The sequence below is a fragment of the Aeropyrum camini SY1 = JCM 12091 genome (assembly GCF_000591035.1).
Lineage (GTDB): Archaea > Thermoproteota > Thermoprotei_A > Sulfolobales > Acidilobaceae > Aeropyrum > Aeropyrum camini.
Genome location: NC_022521.1, coordinates 866,322 through 884,359, shown reverse-complemented (window position 1 = coordinate 884,359; position 18,038 = coordinate 866,322). Strand labels below are relative to the sequence as shown.

The 18,038-nt window shown below is 57.0% G+C and carries 20 protein-coding genes; 15 read left to right on the top strand and 5 right to left on the bottom strand.

The features are described 5' to 3' along the window. Window positions 1-130: 130 nt before the first annotated feature. Genes ACAM_RS04670 through lysW/argW form a run of 4 tightly spaced genes read right to left on the bottom strand, consistent with a single transcriptional unit; the run spans window position 131 to window position 3,392 of the window. A complete protein-coding gene (locus ACAM_RS04670) occupies window positions 131-1,216 on the bottom strand; it encodes an N-acetyl-lysine deacetylase (protein WP_022541667.1) in 1,086 nt (361 codons plus the stop codon). Then, the gene (locus ACAM_RS04665) at window positions 1,176-2,333 is read right to left on the bottom strand and encodes an aspartate aminotransferase family protein (protein ID WP_022541666.1); all 1,158 of its coding nucleotides are present in this window, start codon (window positions 2,331-2,333) and stop codon (window positions 1,176-1,178) included. Before ACAM_RS04665 ends, ACAM_RS04670 begins: the two co-directional genes overlap by 41 nt. A 28-nt stretch (window positions 2,334-2,361) precedes the next feature. Next, window positions 2,362-3,210 (bottom strand): lysine biosynthesis protein LysX, encoded by an 849-nt coding sequence (gene lysX / locus ACAM_RS04660; RefSeq protein ID WP_022541665.1) that lies wholly within the window; start codon window positions 3,208-3,210, stop codon window positions 2,362-2,364. Then, entirely contained in the window at window positions 3,207-3,392 is a 186-nt protein-coding gene (lysW/argW, locus tag ACAM_RS04655; RefSeq protein WP_022541664.1) for an alpha-aminoadipate/glutamate carrier protein LysW, read from the bottom strand. Before lysW/argW ends, lysX begins: the two co-directional genes overlap by 4 nt. A 149-nt stretch (window positions 3,393-3,541) precedes the next feature. Here lysW/argW and argC point away from each other — a divergent pair, with 149 nt between their 5' ends. The 5 genes from argC to ACAM_RS04630 all read left to right on the top strand — a co-directional run bounded on the left by argC (window position 3,542) and on the right by ACAM_RS04630 (window position 8,028). Further along, window positions 3,542-4,609, top strand: coding sequence for an N-acetyl-gamma-glutamyl-phosphate reductase (argC, locus tag ACAM_RS04650; protein ID WP_148706427.1), 1,068 nt, complete (start codon window positions 3,542-3,544; stop codon window positions 4,607-4,609). Window positions 4,610-4,626: 17 nt separating this feature from the next. Next, on the top strand, window positions 4,627-5,436 hold the full coding sequence (locus ACAM_RS04645; protein ID WP_022541662.1) for a [LysW]-aminoadipate/[LysW]-glutamate kinase: 810 nt from the start codon (window positions 4,627-4,629) through the stop codon (window positions 5,434-5,436). Next, complete coding sequence (gene lysM, locus ACAM_RS04640; RefSeq protein WP_062661820.1) at window positions 5,436-5,861, top strand: HTH-type transcriptional regulator LysM; 426 nt, start codon at window positions 5,436-5,438, stop codon at window positions 5,859-5,861. The genes ACAM_RS04645 and lysM overlap by 1 nt, the downstream gene beginning before the upstream one ends. A gap of 147 nt (window positions 5,862-6,008) precedes the next feature. Continuing rightward, window positions 6,009-7,394, top strand: a complete 1,386-nt coding sequence (gene merA / locus ACAM_RS04635; RefSeq protein ID WP_022541660.1) for a mercury(II) reductase — start codon at window positions 6,009-6,011, stop codon at window positions 7,392-7,394. A gap of 112 nt (window positions 7,395-7,506) precedes the next feature. Beyond that, entirely contained in the window at window positions 7,507-8,028 is a 522-nt protein-coding gene (locus ACAM_RS04630; RefSeq protein ID WP_022541659.1) for a ferritin-like domain-containing protein, read from the top strand. A 282-nt stretch (window positions 8,029-8,310) separates the two neighbouring features. On the opposite strand, the gene ACAM_RS04625 is transcribed toward ACAM_RS04630, so the two are convergent. Then, window positions 8,311-10,809 carry a heavy metal translocating P-type ATPase gene (locus tag ACAM_RS04625; RefSeq protein WP_022541658.1) on the bottom strand — a complete coding sequence of 833 codons (2,499 nt, stop codon included), beginning with the start codon at window positions 10,807-10,809 and terminating at the stop codon, window positions 8,311-8,313. A gap of 262 nt (window positions 10,810-11,071) precedes the next feature. On the opposite strand from ACAM_RS04625, the gene ACAM_RS04620 reads away from it, so the two are divergent. The 10 genes from ACAM_RS04620 to ACAM_RS04575 all read left to right on the top strand — a co-directional run bounded on the left by ACAM_RS04620 (window position 11,072) and on the right by ACAM_RS04575 (window position 18,038). Further along, window positions 11,072-11,749 (top strand): 50S ribosomal protein L15e, encoded by a 678-nt coding sequence (locus tag ACAM_RS04620; protein ID WP_022541657.1) that lies wholly within the window; start codon window positions 11,072-11,074, stop codon window positions 11,747-11,749. 103 nt (window positions 11,750-11,852) lie between these two features. Next, on the top strand, window positions 11,853-12,323 hold the full coding sequence (locus ACAM_RS04615) for an RNA-binding domain-containing protein (RefSeq protein ID WP_232502331.1): 471 nt from the start codon (window positions 11,853-11,855) through the stop codon (window positions 12,321-12,323). A gap of 11 nt (window positions 12,324-12,334) precedes the next feature. Next, entirely contained in the window at window positions 12,335-12,970 is a 636-nt protein-coding gene (locus ACAM_RS04610) for an RNase P subunit p30 family protein (protein WP_022541655.1), read from the top strand. Window positions 12,971-13,133: 163 nt separating this feature from the next. Continuing rightward, the gene (psmA, locus tag ACAM_RS04605; protein WP_022541654.1) at window positions 13,134-13,910 is read left to right on the top strand and encodes an archaeal proteasome endopeptidase complex subunit alpha; all 777 of its coding nucleotides are present in this window, start codon (window positions 13,134-13,136) and stop codon (window positions 13,908-13,910) included. A 141-nt stretch (window positions 13,911-14,051) separates the two neighbouring features. Beyond that, window positions 14,052-14,759, top strand: coding sequence for an exosome complex RNA-binding protein Rrp4 (gene rrp4, locus ACAM_RS04600; protein ID WP_022541653.1), 708 nt, complete (start codon window positions 14,052-14,054; stop codon window positions 14,757-14,759). 4 nt (window positions 14,760-14,763) lie between these two features. Further along, window positions 14,764-15,504, top strand: a complete 741-nt coding sequence (rrp41, locus tag ACAM_RS04595) for an exosome complex exonuclease Rrp41 (RefSeq protein WP_022541652.1) — start codon at window positions 14,764-14,766, stop codon at window positions 15,502-15,504. Continuing rightward, window positions 15,501-16,331, top strand: a complete 831-nt coding sequence (gene rrp42, locus ACAM_RS04590; RefSeq protein ID WP_022541651.1) for an exosome complex protein Rrp42 — start codon at window positions 15,501-15,503, stop codon at window positions 16,329-16,331. The genes rrp41 and rrp42 overlap by 4 nt, the downstream gene beginning before the upstream one ends. A 16-nt stretch (window positions 16,332-16,347) precedes the next feature. Next, a complete protein-coding gene (locus tag ACAM_RS04585) occupies window positions 16,348-16,608 on the top strand; it encodes a 50S ribosomal protein L37ae (protein WP_022541650.1) in 261 nt (86 codons plus the stop codon). Between the two features lie 115 nt (window positions 16,609-16,723). Then, a complete protein-coding gene (locus tag ACAM_RS04580; RefSeq protein WP_022541649.1) occupies window positions 16,724-17,323 on the top strand; it encodes a Brix domain-containing protein in 600 nt (199 codons plus the stop codon). Between the two features lies 1 nt (window position 17,324). Further along, window positions 17,325-18,038, top strand: coding sequence for a DUF432 domain-containing protein (locus tag ACAM_RS04575; RefSeq protein WP_022541648.1), 714 nt, complete (start codon window positions 17,325-17,327; stop codon window positions 18,036-18,038).

Below are 18,038 nucleotides of genomic sequence, written 5' to 3'. Positions count from 1 at the left end.
TTACATTAATACAGTGGGGGTTGTAGGGGGGCGTCAGTGCTTGAGACCCTCCCCATAGCCCGAGTTGCGGGGGCTTCGGAAGCAGAGACTCTCCATCCCCCCATTCTACGTTTCCTGGTGAGCTGTGGGTTTAGCTGTTAGGACCTAGTTTGCTTCGGCGGTCTTTCGTTAGGCTACACAGGCTGATCAGGGTTCTGGAGTAGACTCTCGCTGCTTTAACAATGTCGCCAACTCTTATGTGCTCGCGCCTGGTGTGGCTAAGCCGGGGGTCGCCGGGGCCGTAGGCTGCTATGCTCCTTGTCGCTAATGCTAGAACGTTCATGTCGCTTGTACCCCTCTTAACCACTATTCTCGGATTCAAGCCCTCGCTCCTCAGGCTCGTGACGAGGGCTTTTGCAGTAGGGTTTGACAGGCTAGTCTTTACAGGGTGGAGCAGGCTTATCCTAGAGCAGAAGCAGCCACGAGTATAGGTGGAGTCGCACAGCTCAGCCGCCGCTCGTAAGGCTTCTATAGCGGGCTCTTCGAACCTAAGGTTTACTGTTGCAGCCGCCCTTCCGGGTGTGACATTGGCTGCAGTACCGGCCTCGAGCCTGGTGACTGTGGCTCTGGCGTCATTATGGAGAACGTTGGAGAGGATCATTACAAGCGAGTCCGCCGCCCCCGCCCCGGGGTTTGAGGAGTGGCCCTCTTCACCCCGGCACTCTATCTCGACTGTTAAACTCCCCCTGTAGCCTATGGCTATGCCATCACCCCCCGTAGGCTCTCCCACCACTACGTGGAGAGGAGTAGCACCACGTGACACAAGACCCCAGGCCCCTGTGCTATCTCCCTCTTCACCCACAAGCCCGAGCACGGCTGAGCTACACGCTAGACCCTCTCTAGAGGCTATGTGAAGCCCCAATATCATAGCGGCGAGAGGCCCTTTAGCATCCACCGCCCCCCGCCCCCATACAGTGTCGCCCTGAAGCCGGGGCTCTAGCATCCCGGGGACCGTGTCCAGGTGGCCCACTAGCCCTAACACGGGGAGGCCGTCGGGGCCTGCCGATAACGTGGCGTTGCCACACGCATCCACCGAGAACCCAAGCCCCAGCTTAGACGCCCACTTCTCGAGGACGGGGTGCAACCTCTCCTCACCGCCTGTAGGGGTGTAGACTCTAAGAAGGTCTAAGGCTAGCCTAGCAGCCAGCCTCCCGGCATATACACTGCTCGAGGCCATACGCCACCATCTCCACGTCCCGACGTGATATAGCATAGGGTGGCAGGAGCCTCACTACCGTGGCTCCAGCCTTCAGGGCCAGGACGCTTTGAGACTCCTGTAGACACCTCAGCACCGGACCCGGATCAAACCTAAGCTCCACACCCAGCATCAAGCCCTCGCCCCGGATATCCCTTACGGGCCTTAAACCCCCGAGCCTCTCCTGGAGGAGCTGGGCAAGCAGAGCCCCGGCCCTTCGCGCCTTATCAGGGACGCCCTCCCCCCTCAGGAGTCTTGAGGCCGCTGCTACTGCAGCCATGGAGAGGGGGTTGGCCGCGTGGGTTGAGCCATGGCGCCCTCCGGCGAGGCTCTTGAGGACTCCATCCCTCGAGACAACCGCGCTGGCTGGTAGCCCGCCGGCTATGCTCTTTCCAGCAGTCATTATATCGGGCTCCACCCCCAGCTCTAGGTGGGCCCAGGTCCTCCCGGTACGCCCGAACCCGGTTTGGATCTCGTCGAAAATCAGAAGCGCTCCAACCCTGTCAGCTGCCTCCTTTAGAGCTTTGGCGAGCTCCGGGCTAACCCTTGTTAACCCCCCTTCACCCTGTATCGGCTCTATGATGATGGCTGCGGTATCCCTCGGAACCCTCTTATCAACATCCCCTGGGTCGATCGTGGGGCTTATGAAAGTCGCGTCGAGAACGGGCGCTCCGCTCCTATATCTCGGGTTCCACGTGACGCTGAGGCTGGCAAGAGTTCTCCCGTGGAAGGAGTTTTTCAGAGCGACAACCCCCCTTCTGCCTGTGGCCAGCCACGCCGCTTTCAAAGCGGCCTCGACAGCCTCGGACCCGGTGTTCAGGAACACTATTTCCTCCGCCCAGGGAGGGGCAACGCGGGAGAACTCGGCTAGAGCCTCCTCTAGGCTCGGCGTTGAGAAGCTTGATGAAGCTGCTATCAGTTCTCGGGCCTGGCTAGCCACCGCCTCCACTATGGTGGGGTTCGAGTGGCCTAGGAACGCAGCCCCGTGGCCGGCGTGACAGTCGATAAACCTCCTGCCCGTGTCGTCCCACACGTACTGCATGCTACCTTTAACGATCCTTAGACCCCTATAGCCGTAGAACCTCACAAGCTTCAGCATCCTCCAGGACACCCCATGGGAGGGGTTGCTAGCGCCTTGCCCTGGAGACAGCGTGCTCGGCGATGAGGGCCGCCACGTTAACCCCTGTAACCTTCACGGTGTTCTTAAACTCTGTGGAGGGGTTTACCTCTAGAACCAGGAGTCCCCTGTCGGGTGACTCAACTACATCCACACCCCCGACTTCTACGCCAACCGCTTCGCAGGCCTTAAGGGTGAGGTCCTCAAGCTCTCCTGTGACAGGGGCCGGAGCTGCTTTGCCTCCGGCGGCCATGTTTGTGGTGAGACTGCTGGCGTACCTGTAGATAGCTGCTGGGACTGTATCATCTATACAGAACGACCTTATATCCCTGCCGGGCTTCTCAACATACTCCTGCACCAGCCCCAGCTTTAGGTCGCCCTGAACATAGTCGAGGGCCCCGGCTAGGAGGGAAGCCTCGCCCTCGTCCCTAAGGAGGGAGACAAGCTTGCCCCAGCTGCCTCTAGCTGGCTTGTACACCGCGGGAAACCCTAGTGTGCTGGCAGCTTTGGGTAGGGCGGCCGGGTCTAGAACAGAGATGGAGCGGGGGGTCGGTACTCCACGGCGGGTCAGGAGCATGTGAGTCCACGCTTTATCCTGGGACGCCGCTATCGCCTGGCTGCTATTTATAGCTTCCAACCCCCAGCTCTCCACCGCCAGAGCGCCGTATAGCAGCCTTCTCCCGCTAACACCCCGTACAACCGCTAGATCAGCCTGTAAAGGAGGCTCGCCTAGGGGTAGGTATGCTGTGGAAGTGTGTATAGCCTCAACCCTAGCCCTCTTCCCCAGCTCCTCCAGCAGCATCTTCTCGTCCAGCCTTGCGATATCATACATGAACAGGATGGTGGCAGTACCGCTCATTCCCCCCAGTCCTCCTCAACGCCTCCAAAGACTCTTAGAGCAAACTGGCCTCCGCTCTCAACAACCTCAAGCACAACGCCGCAGTCATGCTCGATCAGCTCGCCACTCACAGCATCCTCGGGCAGGCTGACATCGAGGCCGCAGACGGGGCATCTTACAGTAGTCATGGTCCTCGCCTCCATCGGCTAGACCCTTGTTGTCCGCACCCTCCTGTTAAGCCTTCAATCATGGAGCATGGAGAGATATGGTTCCCGTTTCGAACCTTCATCTAGAATTTAGTGCGAACACAATAAAAACTGGTGTGTCTTCTAGAAGCCTTGGGTACTAGTGTATGGCGAGTCGGGTTCGAGTGGGTATTCTTGGAGGCTCGGGGATGACTGGTGGAGAACTCCTCAGAATACTGGCTACGCACCCAGGTGTGGAGGTGGCGTGGGCTACCAGCAGAGAGTACATAGGCAAGCCTATCCACGCGGCTCATCCACATCTAAGGGGGTTCTACCAGGGTCTGAGGTTCGAAGCGTTAGAGGATGTCGATATGGGGGTTGTCAACGTCGTTTTCAACGCACTACCACACAGTGTAGGCACTGTGATAGTTGCCGAGGCCTTTGAAACGGGGATTAGGGTTGTAGACTTGAGCGCGGACTACAGGCTCAAGGATCCAGACCTTTATCCCGCCTTATACGGGTTCAAGCACCCCAGGCCAGACCTCCTAGAGGAGGCCGTGTACGCGCTGCCCGAGATCTACGGGGAGAAGCTTAGGGGCGCCAGGCTGTCGGCTGTGCCCGGGTGCAACGCTACCGCAGCGATATTGGCCGCTGCGCCCCTGGCGGCGTCGAACATGATAGAGAAGGGTTACGGACTGATAGTTGATGTGAAGGCTGCGAGCAGCGAGGCGGGCTCCAGGCCCGGCAGGCACAACATCCACCCCCTCCGAGAAGGCTCCGCCAGGCCCTACAGCCCCTGGGGCCATAGGCACGCCGCCGAGGCCGCCCAGGTACTGAGGGAGCTCGCTGGCGAGGGCATCAGGGTGAGCCTGGTGCCCCACGCCGTATCGATGACCAGAGGCGTTCTAGCGAGTGCCCATGCCTGGTTACGGGAAGGCTATGGGTTCAGAGAGGCCGCCACGGCTTACGCATCCTTCTACAGCGGCTCGCCAATGGTTAGGATAAAACCTATGGCCCCAGGCCTGCCAGGCGACCCGCCGGACGTTAAGAACGTGCTGGGAAGCATGTACGCCGAAGTGGGGTTCGCCGTAGAAGAGGATTCCGGAAGGATCACAGGGTTTGCAGCTATAGACAACCTAGTCAGGGGGGCGGCGGGCCAGGCGGTCTACGCTATGAACGCCATGCTAGGCTTCGACGAGTGGATGGGCCTCCATACTCCACCCATCAGGCCTTAAAACGGGGGTTGTAGGGCTTGGCCAGGGCTAGTGTGGCCGTTGTCAAGATTGGAGGCTCTATAGTCTCCAGGCTTGGCGGGATTGCCGACGAAATAGCCTCCATAATCCGTGGAGGCTGGAAGCTGGTTATTGTGCATGGCGGGGGGCGTGTTGTCGACGAGTATTCTAGGAGGATGGGGGTGGAGCCTAGATATGTAGTCCACCCCTCTGGAGTCAGAAGCCGCTACACCAGCCGGGAGGAGCTTCAGGTATATGTTATGGTCATGGCGGGTCTACTGTCCACCGCAATCTCCGCCGAGCTGGCGTCCCGGGGGGTTAGAGTGGTAAGCCTCACCGGCCTTGACGGGCTCTCCGTCTATGCTAGAAGGAGGGAGCGGATCGTGGTTGTTAACGAGAGGGGGAGGCCGCAGGCGGTCCCCGGGGGTTATACAGGGAGGATTGAGAAGGTGGACCGCGGTTTCCTCGAGTCCATTCTCCAGGGGGTGGACGCTATCCTATACTCACCCATAGCCTACGGCGTCGTAGATGGCAGGGTTACAGTGCTGAACGTCGACGGCGACCAGATGGCCGCTGCCCTTGCCGCGTCACTCAGAATCCCCCTTGCCCTTGTCGCAGGCGTGCCGGGAGTGCTTTTGGGGGGTGAGGTTGTCGGGAGAATCCGTGTCGCCGATGCGAAGGGAATTGCCGCCAAGGTTGGCATCGGCATGAACCGGAAGATACTTATGGCAGCCAAGGCGGTAGCCGAGGGCTCCCCGTACGCGGTTATAGGGGACCCCCCACTCCACAGCCTCATAAACGGGGACAGGGGAACGCTGGTGACGATATGATGAAGCTGGCAGGGCTAGATGAGAAGGACCTCAGACTGCTATCCATACTCAAAAGGAACTCTAGAACTAGCTACAGCTACATCGCGAGGGAGCTGGGGATTACGGAGTCGGCGGTTAGGAAGAGAATCAAAAAGCTGGTGCGGTCCGGAGTTGTGAAGAGGTTTACAATCGAGTATAGCCTCCCAGGCAGCTTCACAGCGGTGATACTGGTGAGAACGAACAACACTAGACCCGTGCCCCAGGTGGCCGAGAGGATAGCCGCCTACACCCATGTTGAGAAGGTTATGGAGGTTACTGGGGACTATGACATCATAGCTATCGCGGCGGCACAGGATATCGAGGATATAAACAGGCTAATAGACTATATTCGGGGCATCGAAGGAGTGCACAGCACCTACACAATGATAGTCCTGAGGGAGCATTGATCAGGTGGGTCAAGACAAGCTTCGTCTCATATCAGGAGGTAAACATGAGTTTAAGGCTTATTTTCCCTGTGAGATCAAGACGGTGTAATCTATAGGGCCGTCCAGTATATGCATGTAACCCGGTAAACATAGTGTCTGGTGGCTGTTTTGCTGCGAAGCGAGTACGACATCATAGTTATAGGTGGAGGAGCGGCCGGCTTTTCAGCAGTCGTAGCCGCTGCAGAGCGCGGCGCTAGCGTCCTGTTGGTGAGCGAAGGACCCCTGGGCGGGACTTGCGTGAACTTCGGGTGCGTACCATCGAAGCACGTCCTCTACAGCCTCGCGACAGCCCGCAAGGCCGGCCTCAAAATTAGCCTCTCGGAAGCTTTAGAGGCGGCCCGCAAGATATCGGCTGACCTCCGGAGAGATAAGTATGAGTCCCTGTTGGAGAGCCTTGGTGTTGACTACCTCCGCGCTAAAGCTAGGTTTAAAGGGCCGGGGGTTGTTGAGGCCAGCGGCCGGGAGTTCAGCTACAGAAAGGCTGCTATAATTGCAGTAGGAGCTAAGACGTGGAGGCCGCCTATACCTGGGATCGCCGATGCCGAGAAGGCGGGTAGAATACTCGACAACGAGAAGCTGTTCAGCGAGGGACCTCCGCCTGACATGGAGAGTGTGGCCGTGATAGGGGGTAGGGCCCAGGGTGTTGAAGCAGCGCAGATATTCGCCAGGAGCGGCGTCAAAACGGTTCTGCTCCAGCGCAGTGGGAGGCTCCTGCCTAAGGACGAGCCGGAGGCTGGATTCTACATGAAGAAGGTGCTCGAGAGGGATGGTGTTGAGGTGAGGACCTCGGCTAAGCCCCTTAGAATCGAGCCCCTGGAGAGTGCGGTGAGGATAGACTACGAGACTCCAGCTGGCCCTGCATCCGTGGAGGCGGACCACATTTATCTCGCCACGGGTAGAAAGCCTGTTCTCCAAGGGCTCGGCCTCGAGAAGGTTGGGGTTCAGGTCGGTGGCGACGGTTTTATTGTTGTCGACGAGAGGCTGAGGGCGGCGCCCGGGGTCTACGCAGCGGGAGACTGTATAGGGGGGGTCCAGCTAGAGCCGGTAGCGGCTAGAGAGGGCTACATCGCTGCTCTCAACGCGCTTGGGGAGGACATTGAGATGGACTACACGGTTATACCTAGAGCGGTGTTTACAGACCCAGAGTTCGCTAGCGTGGGGCTAACTGAGAGTGAGCTAGCTAGGAAGCTCGGAGTATGTGCCTGCAGAACCGTTGACCTGACGCAGATACCCAGAGCCAGGATAATGGGCTATGACACGGGGTTTGTGAAAATGGTGGTGGACCCGAGGACCAAGAAGGTTGCGGGACTCCATATGATGGCGCCCAACGCTTCCGAAGCTATACACGGGGCGGCATACATACTGAAAGCTGAGATGACGGTGGACGACGTCATAGACACTATACACGTCTTCCCATCCATAGCTGAAGGAATAAAATATGCCGCTCTAGCCTTCTATAGGGACGTCTCTAAAATGCCCTGCTGCCTCCTTTAAACACCACCAACCCACTGCAACCAGCCCCCATGCGGCTGGATAGACGCATTAATACTTTGGCATTTGGCGTCCATAACAGCCGCCACTACGCCACAGTATTTCGGTGGCATCTATGGACAGCTGGTTCGGCGTCGAGCTCTCGCCCGGTGCGAATAGGGAAGAGATCGTTAGGAAGCTTCTCTCGGCCTTCGCCGACGAATGGGTGGCTGGATACTACTACATGTATACGGCAATGGCAGTGAAAGGACCCCATGCGGAGACCATTGCTGAGATATTCATGAAGGAGGCGCAGGAGGAGATAGGCAAGCATGCAAGAATGATAGCGGAGAGGCTGCAGGACTTTGACGTTGACCCGCCCAGAGATTTCGCCAGGCTATACGAGATATCTGGCTGTAAGTATCCTCAGCTTCCGGAGGATCCGTACGACGTCGACGGGTTCATAATAGCCGCGGTTAAGGCCGAGATATGCGCTATAAAAGCGTATAAGGATCTCTTCGACCTCACACACGGAGTAGACCCCGCCACCGAAGAACTCGCCGAGGACCTGTTGAGAGACGAGGTTAGACATAGGACTGAGATGGTTAACCTATTAACGAAGGATGGTATAGAGAGGCTGAGGAGGGAGCTGGGGTAGCCTACTTGGCCGCAGCCTCACCCCACGATGCACGCTACGCAGGGACCATTGCTGAGGGCTTTAGAGGGAGGCTTATCTCGCTAATCCTACCTCTTATAGCCGCTCTTGTCGTTGCCATTGTCATATCCTTGTTAACCCAGGGTTGAAGCTCGATCTCGAGGCACGTTTTCACATGTCACAGGGTGCCGGTGCACTATCGGGACTCTGGCCGCTGGGACATTAGGCTACCAAGCAGCATTACCAACATGCCATTCTTTTGTGAGGATTAAAGGTCCTGGCGCCTTACACTAGAGTTTCGGCAACGGCTTCCTCCTCCTGAACCGCCTTCGGCTGCTCCACCTGCCCCCCCTGCCCAGTTGGGGCCCGGTCGCCGGGAAGGCTTGGTTTCCACCTGCTCAGCCTATAGCTTATGCTTGTGACCGTTATGCTGCTTAGGGCCATGGCTGCTGCCGCGAGCTCTGGCCTGAGGGCCACTCCAGCCCAGGCGAAGGCTCCCGCGGCTACCGGTATTAGTGTTACGTTGTATATGAAAGCCCAGAATAGGTTGAACTTTATAGTGTTATAGGTTTTTCTCGATATCACTATGGCCAGGGGTACACGGCGCAGATCCCCCTTTATCAAGACTATATCGCCTGCTTCGACGCTAACGTCTGTCGCGTTCGCCACTGCTATGCCCACGTCAGCTCTGGCGAGACTCGGCGCGTCGTTGACGCCATCGCCAACCATAACTACAACATGCCCATTCTTCTGTAGCTCCCTTATAACATCGGCCTTACCCTCCGGGCTCACTCCAGCCCTATACTCATCTATCCCCAGCTCCCTCGCTACAGCCCTGGCTGTCCCCTCTGAGTCGCCAGTGAGCATCATAACCTTCAAGCCGAGCTTCTTGAGCCAGGCTATAGTATCTCGTGCCTCAGGCCTGGGCTCATCCCTTATCGCTATCACACCAGCGGGTTTACCGTCGACTGCTATGAACACTGTTGTCGCGCCCCTAGACTGCCATTTCTCAGCTATAGGCTCTAGTGGCCCTACGTCTACTTCAAACCCCTCCATAATCCTCTTGTTACCCACTATGACTGTGCGGCCCTCCACCTCAGCGTAGACGCCCATCCCCGGGAAGATCTCCGCGTTCTCAGGATCCCTCGGGCCCCTCCCCGCAATCTCCACGTAGGAGTCTATAATAGCCCTTGCCAGCGGGTGCTCACTCCACTTCTCAGCCGACGCCGCCAGCTCCAGGACCTCACGCTCGCTAAAGCCCTCCACAGTCTCTACAGCCGAGACCCTCGGCCTACCCTGCGTTAGGGTGCCAGTCTTGTCGAACACCACTATAGAGGCCTTTGCAAGCCTTTCGAATGCAACCACGTTTCTAACCAGAATGCCAGCCCTAGCCGCGACGCCCACGCCAGCGGAGCTTGCGGTGGGCGTCGCAAGTCCTAGGGCGCATGGGCAGGATATGAGGAATACGCTTGCAGCCCTTATTATAGCGGTCTCAAGCCCCCCGAGGATTAGCCATGCTGTGAATGTTAACGTGGCGATGCCGAGCACCGCCCAGAAGAACATGCCGGACACTCTGTCAGCCAGCCTCTGTATATCCATCTTACCCGCCTGGCTATAGGCTATCAGACTGGCTATCCTGTCTATAGCAGTGTCCCCAGAGGTTCTAGTCGCCGATATGTGTAGCCAGCCTGAGGCCACCATCGACCCAGCCAGCACTAGATCTCCAGGCTTCTTCTCAACAGGAACAGGCTCTCCAGTGAATACGCTCTCGTCTACATACGCCCTCCCCTGCACAACATAGCCGTCCACCGGTATTCTCTCGCCCTGCCTAACAACCACGAGGTCGCCAGGCTTGACCTCTCCAACATCAACTTCAACCTCTCTCCTGCCCCTCATAACCCTGGCCTTCTGGGGCTTGAGTCTTGCGAGGCTCTCGACCGCCTTGCCAGTTCCCTTCTTCACCCTGGACTCTATGTATCTCCCGATTAGCACAAAGCCTATTATGAGGCCGATGCCCTCATAGTAGAGCTCGCCCTTTATTATGTTGAGGGTCGCTGCTAAGCTGTAGAGGTATATGGAGAGGGTGCCGAGGCTGACTAGAGCGTCCATCCCGGGGGTGCCGTTCCTGAGGCTCCTATACGCCCCAACCAGGAACCTCCTGCCGGGGCCCAGCAGGACGGCGGCAAAGGCCACGGCGCCGTAGTATGGTAAAACGGCTCCCGCAACCTCCACCCCGGCAAGCCTCTCCAGGGCGAGCAGTATGTAGTATGCAACGCTTGCGGCGATGCTAATTATACCGTCCCTCAGGAGGCGCCGCTCATCCTCCACCTCGAGCGCGGCGAGGCTCCTACCCTCGGCGATCTCAGCCTTGTAACCGGCCTTCCGCAGCCCCTCCAGCACGTCATCTGGAGAAGTGGTGTGGGGGTTGTACCTGACAACCACAGTCCTGTTCGTGTGGGAGGCATAGGCCTCCGCCACACCCCTCATACGGAGAAGCGTCTCCTCGACAACCCTCTCATCGTCGACACTGCTCATCGAGGGAACCCTTATTATAGCCTCCGCCAGGACCACATCATAGCCCACAGCCCTGACAGCCTTCACAACATCCGAGAGCTTTACAGACCCGGGTTCGTATGCAATCACCGCTTCACCAGTCACAGGGTCTGCCGACGCCTCCACGACGCCTGGAAGGCTCCTCAGAGCCTTCTCCACCGTTAGACCGCAGGTGGCACAGTGCATCCCCTTTATCGAAAGCTTCTCCTTAACCAGCGTCACTCCCGACATTTCAACAGCACCCCACTACATATTTTCCGCTACTTCTATTAGCTCTGTAGTATTAAAAAATTTTTAGTAGTACGGTCTGTTGTCAAAATGCGTTGATGATGTAAAATCGGGGTCCTCAACGCCCGAGCTACCGTTCTCACTCAACTACTAGCCCCAAGCCCAAGCTTTGAAAACGGTATTGTTGGAACCCTACTGCAGCTGTGACTAGTTTTTAAGGCTTAGAGGCCGGAGTCTCTAGGTTTGGGTTTGCGGGGTGTAGTATATGGCCCTATCCATGTACCATTACATCGCCAAGGAGTGGAAGAGGCCTTACGATGGTCTTCACGGCGAGCTGATGAAAGCTAGGCTTCTTGAATGGCGCAGGCAGCCCGCTGTACTCAGGGTGGAGAGGCCCACTAGACTAGATAGGGCCAGGGCTCTGGGCTACAAGGCTAAGCAGGGGGTGGTTGTAGTCAGGGTCAGGGTGAGGAAGGGGGGTAGGAGGAAGCCTAGGCCAAATAAGGGCAGGAGGCCCAAGAGGATGGGAGTCTACGGCTTCGCCCCTGCCAAGAGCCTCCGGCTAATAGCTGAGGAGAGGGCCCAGAGGAAATTCCCGAACCTCATAGTACTCAACAGTTACTACGTGGGTGAGGATGGTAGATACAAGTGGTACGAGGTCATACTCGTCGACCCCCACCATCCAGCCATAAAGAGCGACCCTGAGCTGAGCTGGGTGGCAACGGGCAAGCACAAGGGTAGACCCTTCAGAGGCCTCACTAGCGCTGGCAAGAAGATGAGGGGCCTGAGAAAGAGCAGGGGCCTCAAAGGCACCCACAACTACAAGTGGAAGAAGAAGGAGAAGGAGAGGATGCTCAAGAAGAGGCATGAAGCCAGCAGGGGCGCCAGGCTAATAGAGCCTGACGAGATTCGAGAAAGGTTCCACAAAGGCGACCTACAATAATAAAATGCCAACCCCCGCTGGCTAGAATTCTTCAAGCCCCGCTCCCCTTCCTCCCCCTCCACAGGGAAGCGTTGGAGGGGGCTGTGGATTCCTATGATTGTCGGTGTCTGGCATGATGGGTGTTTCATGGCTCGAGGCCAGGGTCTCTGTACACGCCACTGAGGATAGAGATAAGGTAGTGAAGGCTCTCTCCAGCATCCTCCCCCTAACCGGCGGCGGCTTCGAGGTTGTTGAGGATGTTTTCGAGGGGCACTATGGCAACCAGATTAGGGTGATAACAGTAAGGCTAAGGGATGGTCGGACGGCGTTGAAGGTGTTGGAGGGTATATTGTCGAGGCTGCCGGTCCACGATAGGCGATACCTCCTGGATACACTTGAAGAGAGGGTTGACAAGAACGGGGTTCTCTACCTCAGGGTTTCCAAGCAGGACGCGTATCTAGGCGATGTGAGGGTGTATGAGGGTGACGATGTGATAAGGATTGCAGTCGGCTTTCAGGGAGGAAGAAAAAGAGCGATCCGCTTCTACAAAAGCCTTCTTGAAAGGCTTATCGATAGTGAGGGGAACCCGGGGTAGGGGCTCGAGTCTTGGGGCTTGTAGACGCCTCGATCAACCCCCCAACGGGATCATGCGGGGAGGTCCTCAGAGCCGCTAGGAGGCTCGGCTTTACAGCCGTTGCAGTTCCCGTAGAGTCTGCTGGAGAGTGCACAGGCCAGGAGACGGGGGATGCACCACGGGTTTACAGGCGGGGCTACGTTGAAGCCTCTACTAGGCGTGAGGTAAGGAGGGCTGTGGACAGTTTGTTTAGAAGTGTTGACTTCATAGTTGTCAAGCCTCTCACACTTGAAGCAGCTAGGTACGCGGCCGCCAGCAAGAGAGTTCACATGATTAGGGTGGATGGATCCAACCTCTGGGCCGCCGACCGGGGCACTGCGGAGATAATGTCGCAGAGAGGATGGGGGGCTCTGGAGGTGTCGCTAAAACCGCTAACCCTGGATCCAGGCTCACCATCGGCATGGAGGGTTCTAGCTGTGGCTTTGAGGAGGAGCTTCGCATATGGGGTCCACGTGTTCCTTGTGAGCGATGCGGCTAGGGCTCACGAGCTATGGAGCCCTTACTCTGGGGCCTCAGTGGCCGCCTTACTCGGCGTGCCCTGGGACCAGGCGATGCTGTACTTTAGCGAGGAGAGGCTCAGAATACTTCAGGAAGCCTCCAGGAGTTAGGATTGGAGGGCCTCGGTGGAGAGATAGAGTCGCCACGAGCCCGCTACAGCAGGCTTCGGTGGTCGGTCTCTCCCTCATCGGCCCCATTATGGTCGAGTATTAAATAGGGCTCAAAGAGCCTTTTAGGGAGAGGAGTTTGAACTGTTAGGAGGGTGGACTGCGAATGGCTTTCCCCATGCCGCCTCACCAGACCGCGTATGATAGGGCTGCCACAATCTTCTCCCCCGAGGGAGACCTGTACCAGGTGAGGTATGCTTTCGAGGCGGTGAAGAAGGGGTGGACAAGCCTTGGCATCAAGACTAAAGACGGGGTGGTCATAGCGGCTGAAAAGAGGTTCATAGGCCCTCTCGTCGATATCGATGATATAGACAAGATATATAAGATAGACGATCACATAGGAGTCGCTTTCGCAGGAATGGGAGGCGACGGGAGGATACTAATAGACTATGCAAGAATGTTCACAGTAAGGCACCGCCTCCTATACGGCGAGCCGCCGCCGGTCGAGCTCGTTGCCAAAGTGGTTGCAGATGTGAAACAGGCCTACACACAGCACGGCGGGGTGAGGCCCTTCGGAGTAGCCCTGATATTCGCCGGTGTAAATCCCGATGGTACTACCAAGGTCTACAGGACAGACCCGGGAGGCCAGTACTTCAGCTTCAAGGCTATAGCCATTGGGAGCGGGGAACAGGTTGCAAACGAGATGTTCGAGAAGCACTACCGCAGTGATATGAGCCTCGAGGAGGCCATCAAGCTAACTCTCAAGATACTGTACGCCATAATAAGGAAGACTGTTGAGGATACTGAGAAAGCCATAGCATCCTTGCCGGAACAGGTCGAACTCGCCTACATAACTGTTAAGGACAGAATGTTCATCAAGATGACGAAAGAACAGGTTAAGGAGGTTGTGGACAGCATTAGAGACGAGCTTATGCAGCTCTAGAGTCAGCCCCCACAACCATGACCTAACCCACACCCCACCACAGATCCTAACCCACATTCTGCAGAACAGTCTCTAACCCAGAGGCTTTCCATGTAAGCCAATAAAAGCCTCTACCCAACGGCTTCACTATCGGGTGCTGGAATGAGCGGCGAGAAGCAGCTAGCCGGCCATATAGTGGTCCCGGGCGAGCAGTTGCCGGACGAGGTTGAGGCGTCGCCCCCCTACGTTATCGACGATGAGGGGGTTAAGAGGGCTACTGTTGTTGGCCTGCTGAGAGAGAAGAGTGATGGCGGAGGCAAGGCTTTCGTAAAGCTCAAGGAGATATACATCCCCCAGCCTGGAGACGTGGTTATAGGGCTTATACAGGGTATTGGAATTATGAACTGGTTTGTCGACATCAACAGCCCCTACGTGGCAGTGCTCTCAGCGCAGGACTTCTTGGGCAGACCTTTTAACCCGTCTGTCGATGATATGCACTCCCTGCTGAAGGTCGGGGACTATATTAAGGCTAAGGTGGTCGCTTTCGACAAGACTAGAAGCCCCTTGCTCACGGTTCAGGGAGAGGGTCTAGGGAGGATCATAAGGGGGAAAGTCGTGGAGATATCACCTGCGAAGGTGCCACGTGTTATTGGGAGGAAGATGAGCATGCTGAAGACCCTCGAGGAGAAGACAGAGTGTAAGATATTCGTGGCGAGGAACGGAAGAATACATCTCGAGTGCCCAAACGAGGACTTGGAGGCAATAGCTGTCATGGCGATAAAGATCATAGAGGAGGAGGCGTACACCTCGGGGCTTACTAAGAGGATTATCAAGTTTATAGAGGAGGAGAGGAGGATAAGGGAGGTGTAGTGTGGTGGCGGGCCCAGTACCCGAGGGTGTTGAGCTGCTTCGAGATGGTAGGAGGCATGACGGGAGGCTGCCTGAGGACCTCAGGCCCATTAGAATGCAGGTCGGCATCCTCAACAACGCCGATGGAAGCGCTCTCGTAGAGTTCGGGAGGACGAGGGTTCTGGCGGCCGTATACGGGCCGAGGGAGCCTCACCAAAGATTCTACATACTGCCGGACCGGGCCGCCCTCAGGGTTAGATACCACATGGCCCCATTCTCCACCGACGAGAGGAAAAGCCCAGCCCCCAGCAGGAGGGAAATAGAGCTTTCGAAGGTCGTTAGGGAGGCGCTAGAGCCCGTTGTCCTGGCAGAGGAGTTCCCGAGGACTGTTATAGACGTTTTTCTCGAGGTGCTCCAGGCTGATGGCGGAACAAGGACTGCAGCGGTCACAGCCGCCAGCCTGGCCTTGGCGGACGCTGGCATACCTATGAGGGCTCTCGTGGGTGGCGTTGCAGTTGGGAAGATACAGGGTGTCCTTGTGGTTGATGTTGACGAGCTCGAGGATATGTATGGGGAGGCGGATATGCCTGTAGCCGCCGCGCCTGATATAGGGGAGATTACACTGCTACAGCTTAACGGCGTTCTTACGAGAGAGGAGTTTAGGACGGCGCTCTCTATGGCGTTGAGGGCGATAGATAGGGTTGTAGAGTTTGAAAAGGAGGCTATTAGGAGGACCTATCTCGAGGTTGGAGGTGGTCAGGAGTGAGTATAACGCCCCACAGGCTACCCGTGGCCCCAGTTATCGTGAGGGAGGCGTACCTCTCCCTCCTGCGGAAGGGGTGGAGGCTTGAGGATAGGGATTTGAAGACGCCGAGGAACGTTAAGATAGAGACAGGTATAGTGGAGAAGGCTGAAGGCTCCGCTCTGGTGAAGCTTGGGAAGACCCAGGTGATAGCTGGTGTTAAGGCTAGCGTGGGTGCTCCCTTCAGGGATACTCCGAACCAGGGCGTTCTAACTGTACACGCAGAATTCGTTCCCCTCGCCAGCCCTGTGTTCGAGCCAGGGCCCCCTGACGAGAACGCTATAGAGCTGGCCCGTGTTGTCGACAGGAGCCTCAGGGAGGTCGGTGCAATCGACCTAGAGAGCCTTGTCATAAGACCGGGCGAGAAAGTCTGGGTCCTATGGGTCGACCTATACATCATTGACCACGACGGCAACCTGTTCGACGCCAGCATGCTTGCAACCATGGCCGCACTCATGACGGCTAGGCTACCCAAGTATGAGGAGAGCGAGACGGGAGACATAGTGATTAAGAAGGGGGAGAAGGGAGAGAAGGTAAAGGTTAAAACCAGGGTAGTCACTGTCACCACCGCAAAAATAGACCGCTACATTGTGGTGGACCCGAGCCTCGAGGAGGAGACTGTAAGCGACGTGAGGCTTGCAACCGCTATAGACGGGGAGGGCAGGATAGTTGGAATGCAGAAGACGGGCATGGGAAGCCTAACGGAGGCAGACATAGAGACTATGGTGAACTACAGCCTAGAGGCCTCGAAAGTTTACTTTAAAGCCCTCGAAGAGGCAATCAAGCCCTAGTGGGGGTCGGTAAGGTATGGGCAGGACAAAGGTCGTGGGCCCCGCCGGGAGATATGGACCTAGGTATGGGGTCAGCGTGAGGAAGAGGGTTAGAGACATACTCATAAGACGCTACCAACCCCACGAGTGCCCCTTCTGCGGCTCCACCGGAACCGTGAAGAGGGTGTCAGTGGGTATATGGTCATGCCGGAAATGCGGAAACATGTGGGCGGGAGCAGCCTACACACCGAGAAGCGGCCTCGCTAAATACTTCAGGAGGTATATTGTGAGAACATAACTCAACAACGCTAGCCTCCACACCCCTGCCCATTGGAGTTTAAACACCGCATTACTACACCTCCCGACCCGCTTTAAACTCCTAGACTAACCCATGTTCTAACAGGCTACTGAGGTTGGGCGGGGAATCGTCGATAGATACTGGCGGCTATAGGATACTAGTCACAACGAGCAGGAGGCCCAGCCCGAGGGTTAGAAGCTTTGTGAAGGACATCTCAGCCACCATACCAGGGGCCTTCCGCTTCACAAGAGGCCACTACAGTATGGAGGAGCTCGCCAGGGAAGCCGTAATTCGAGGCGCTGACCGTGTGGTTGTTGTTGGTGAGAGGAGGGGAAACCCGGGTATTATGAGGGTCTACTCAGTGGAAGGCCCTGGCAAGCCCGAGAACATTGTTAGCTTTATAGTTAAGGGGGTAAGCCTATCGCGTGAGCGCAGGAGGGGGCTGCCCCAACTAAGGGGGGATGAGGTCCTCGTCGCCATGCCTCTCGACACAGGGGTTGCCTCGGAGTTTGCAGACGCATTCATAATAGCCTTCCACGCCCGCTTGAAGCCGCCGGCTAACAAGGGTTATGTTGAAGCCGTTATAGAAAGTCTAGACAGCAGGACGGCCGTCGTGACATTCCGCTTTAGAGGAGTCGAAGTCGGGCCCAGGCTCAAGCTAGGGAAGCCCGCCGAAATGGTAAAGAAGAATTTGGGGGGCAAGGAAGGGTGGTAATTTGGCGGCGGGTTATGGAGTCCCTCTAACATATGGCAGACACGATTTCGGGGCGTACAGGGTTGTTGTTGAGCCTGTTGACAGCGGGTTTGTGAGATACAGGCGTGAGGGCGGGGGCGCTGTAGAGCTTCTTCTCGACGGGGGCCTAGACATCCGGCCTATGCCTATGTATCCCATATTCAAGCCGATCTATGTCACCAGATTCATACTGCTGAGGGTAAAACCGGAGATAGTAGTCTCCCCCGGCTCCGAGAGAACCTTTTATACTCTCATCCCGGTGGATACCGCTGTCTACGCCTCACCAGGAGACGAGCCGAGTGTGGTTGACGTTATCCCTATGGACGATAAGCCTGGTCTCGTGCTCTACGGGACACCAGAGGCAGGTGTCGTGGCGAGGCTCGCAGTATGCAGCCCCTCCCCACGCCCGCTCGAGCCCAGGCTGGGGCGGGCTCTAGCCAAGATAGTTGTGAGGAACACCTCGGGAACTCCTGTCACAGTATCAAGGATCCTCCTAGACTCGGCTCCGCTAAAGCTCTACTATGAGCCCGGGGGGTGGAGGGCCTATACCCAGGAGCTGGTGGTGGAGGTGGATAGGTACCGGGGCGTCGTCATGTATAGACAGCCCTTCGTGGAGAAGGCGGTCCCGATAGCCGACCCGCCGGAGGTAAGACCACCTAGGTTCTTCCAGCGGACCGACATGATGTGGGGTGTATAG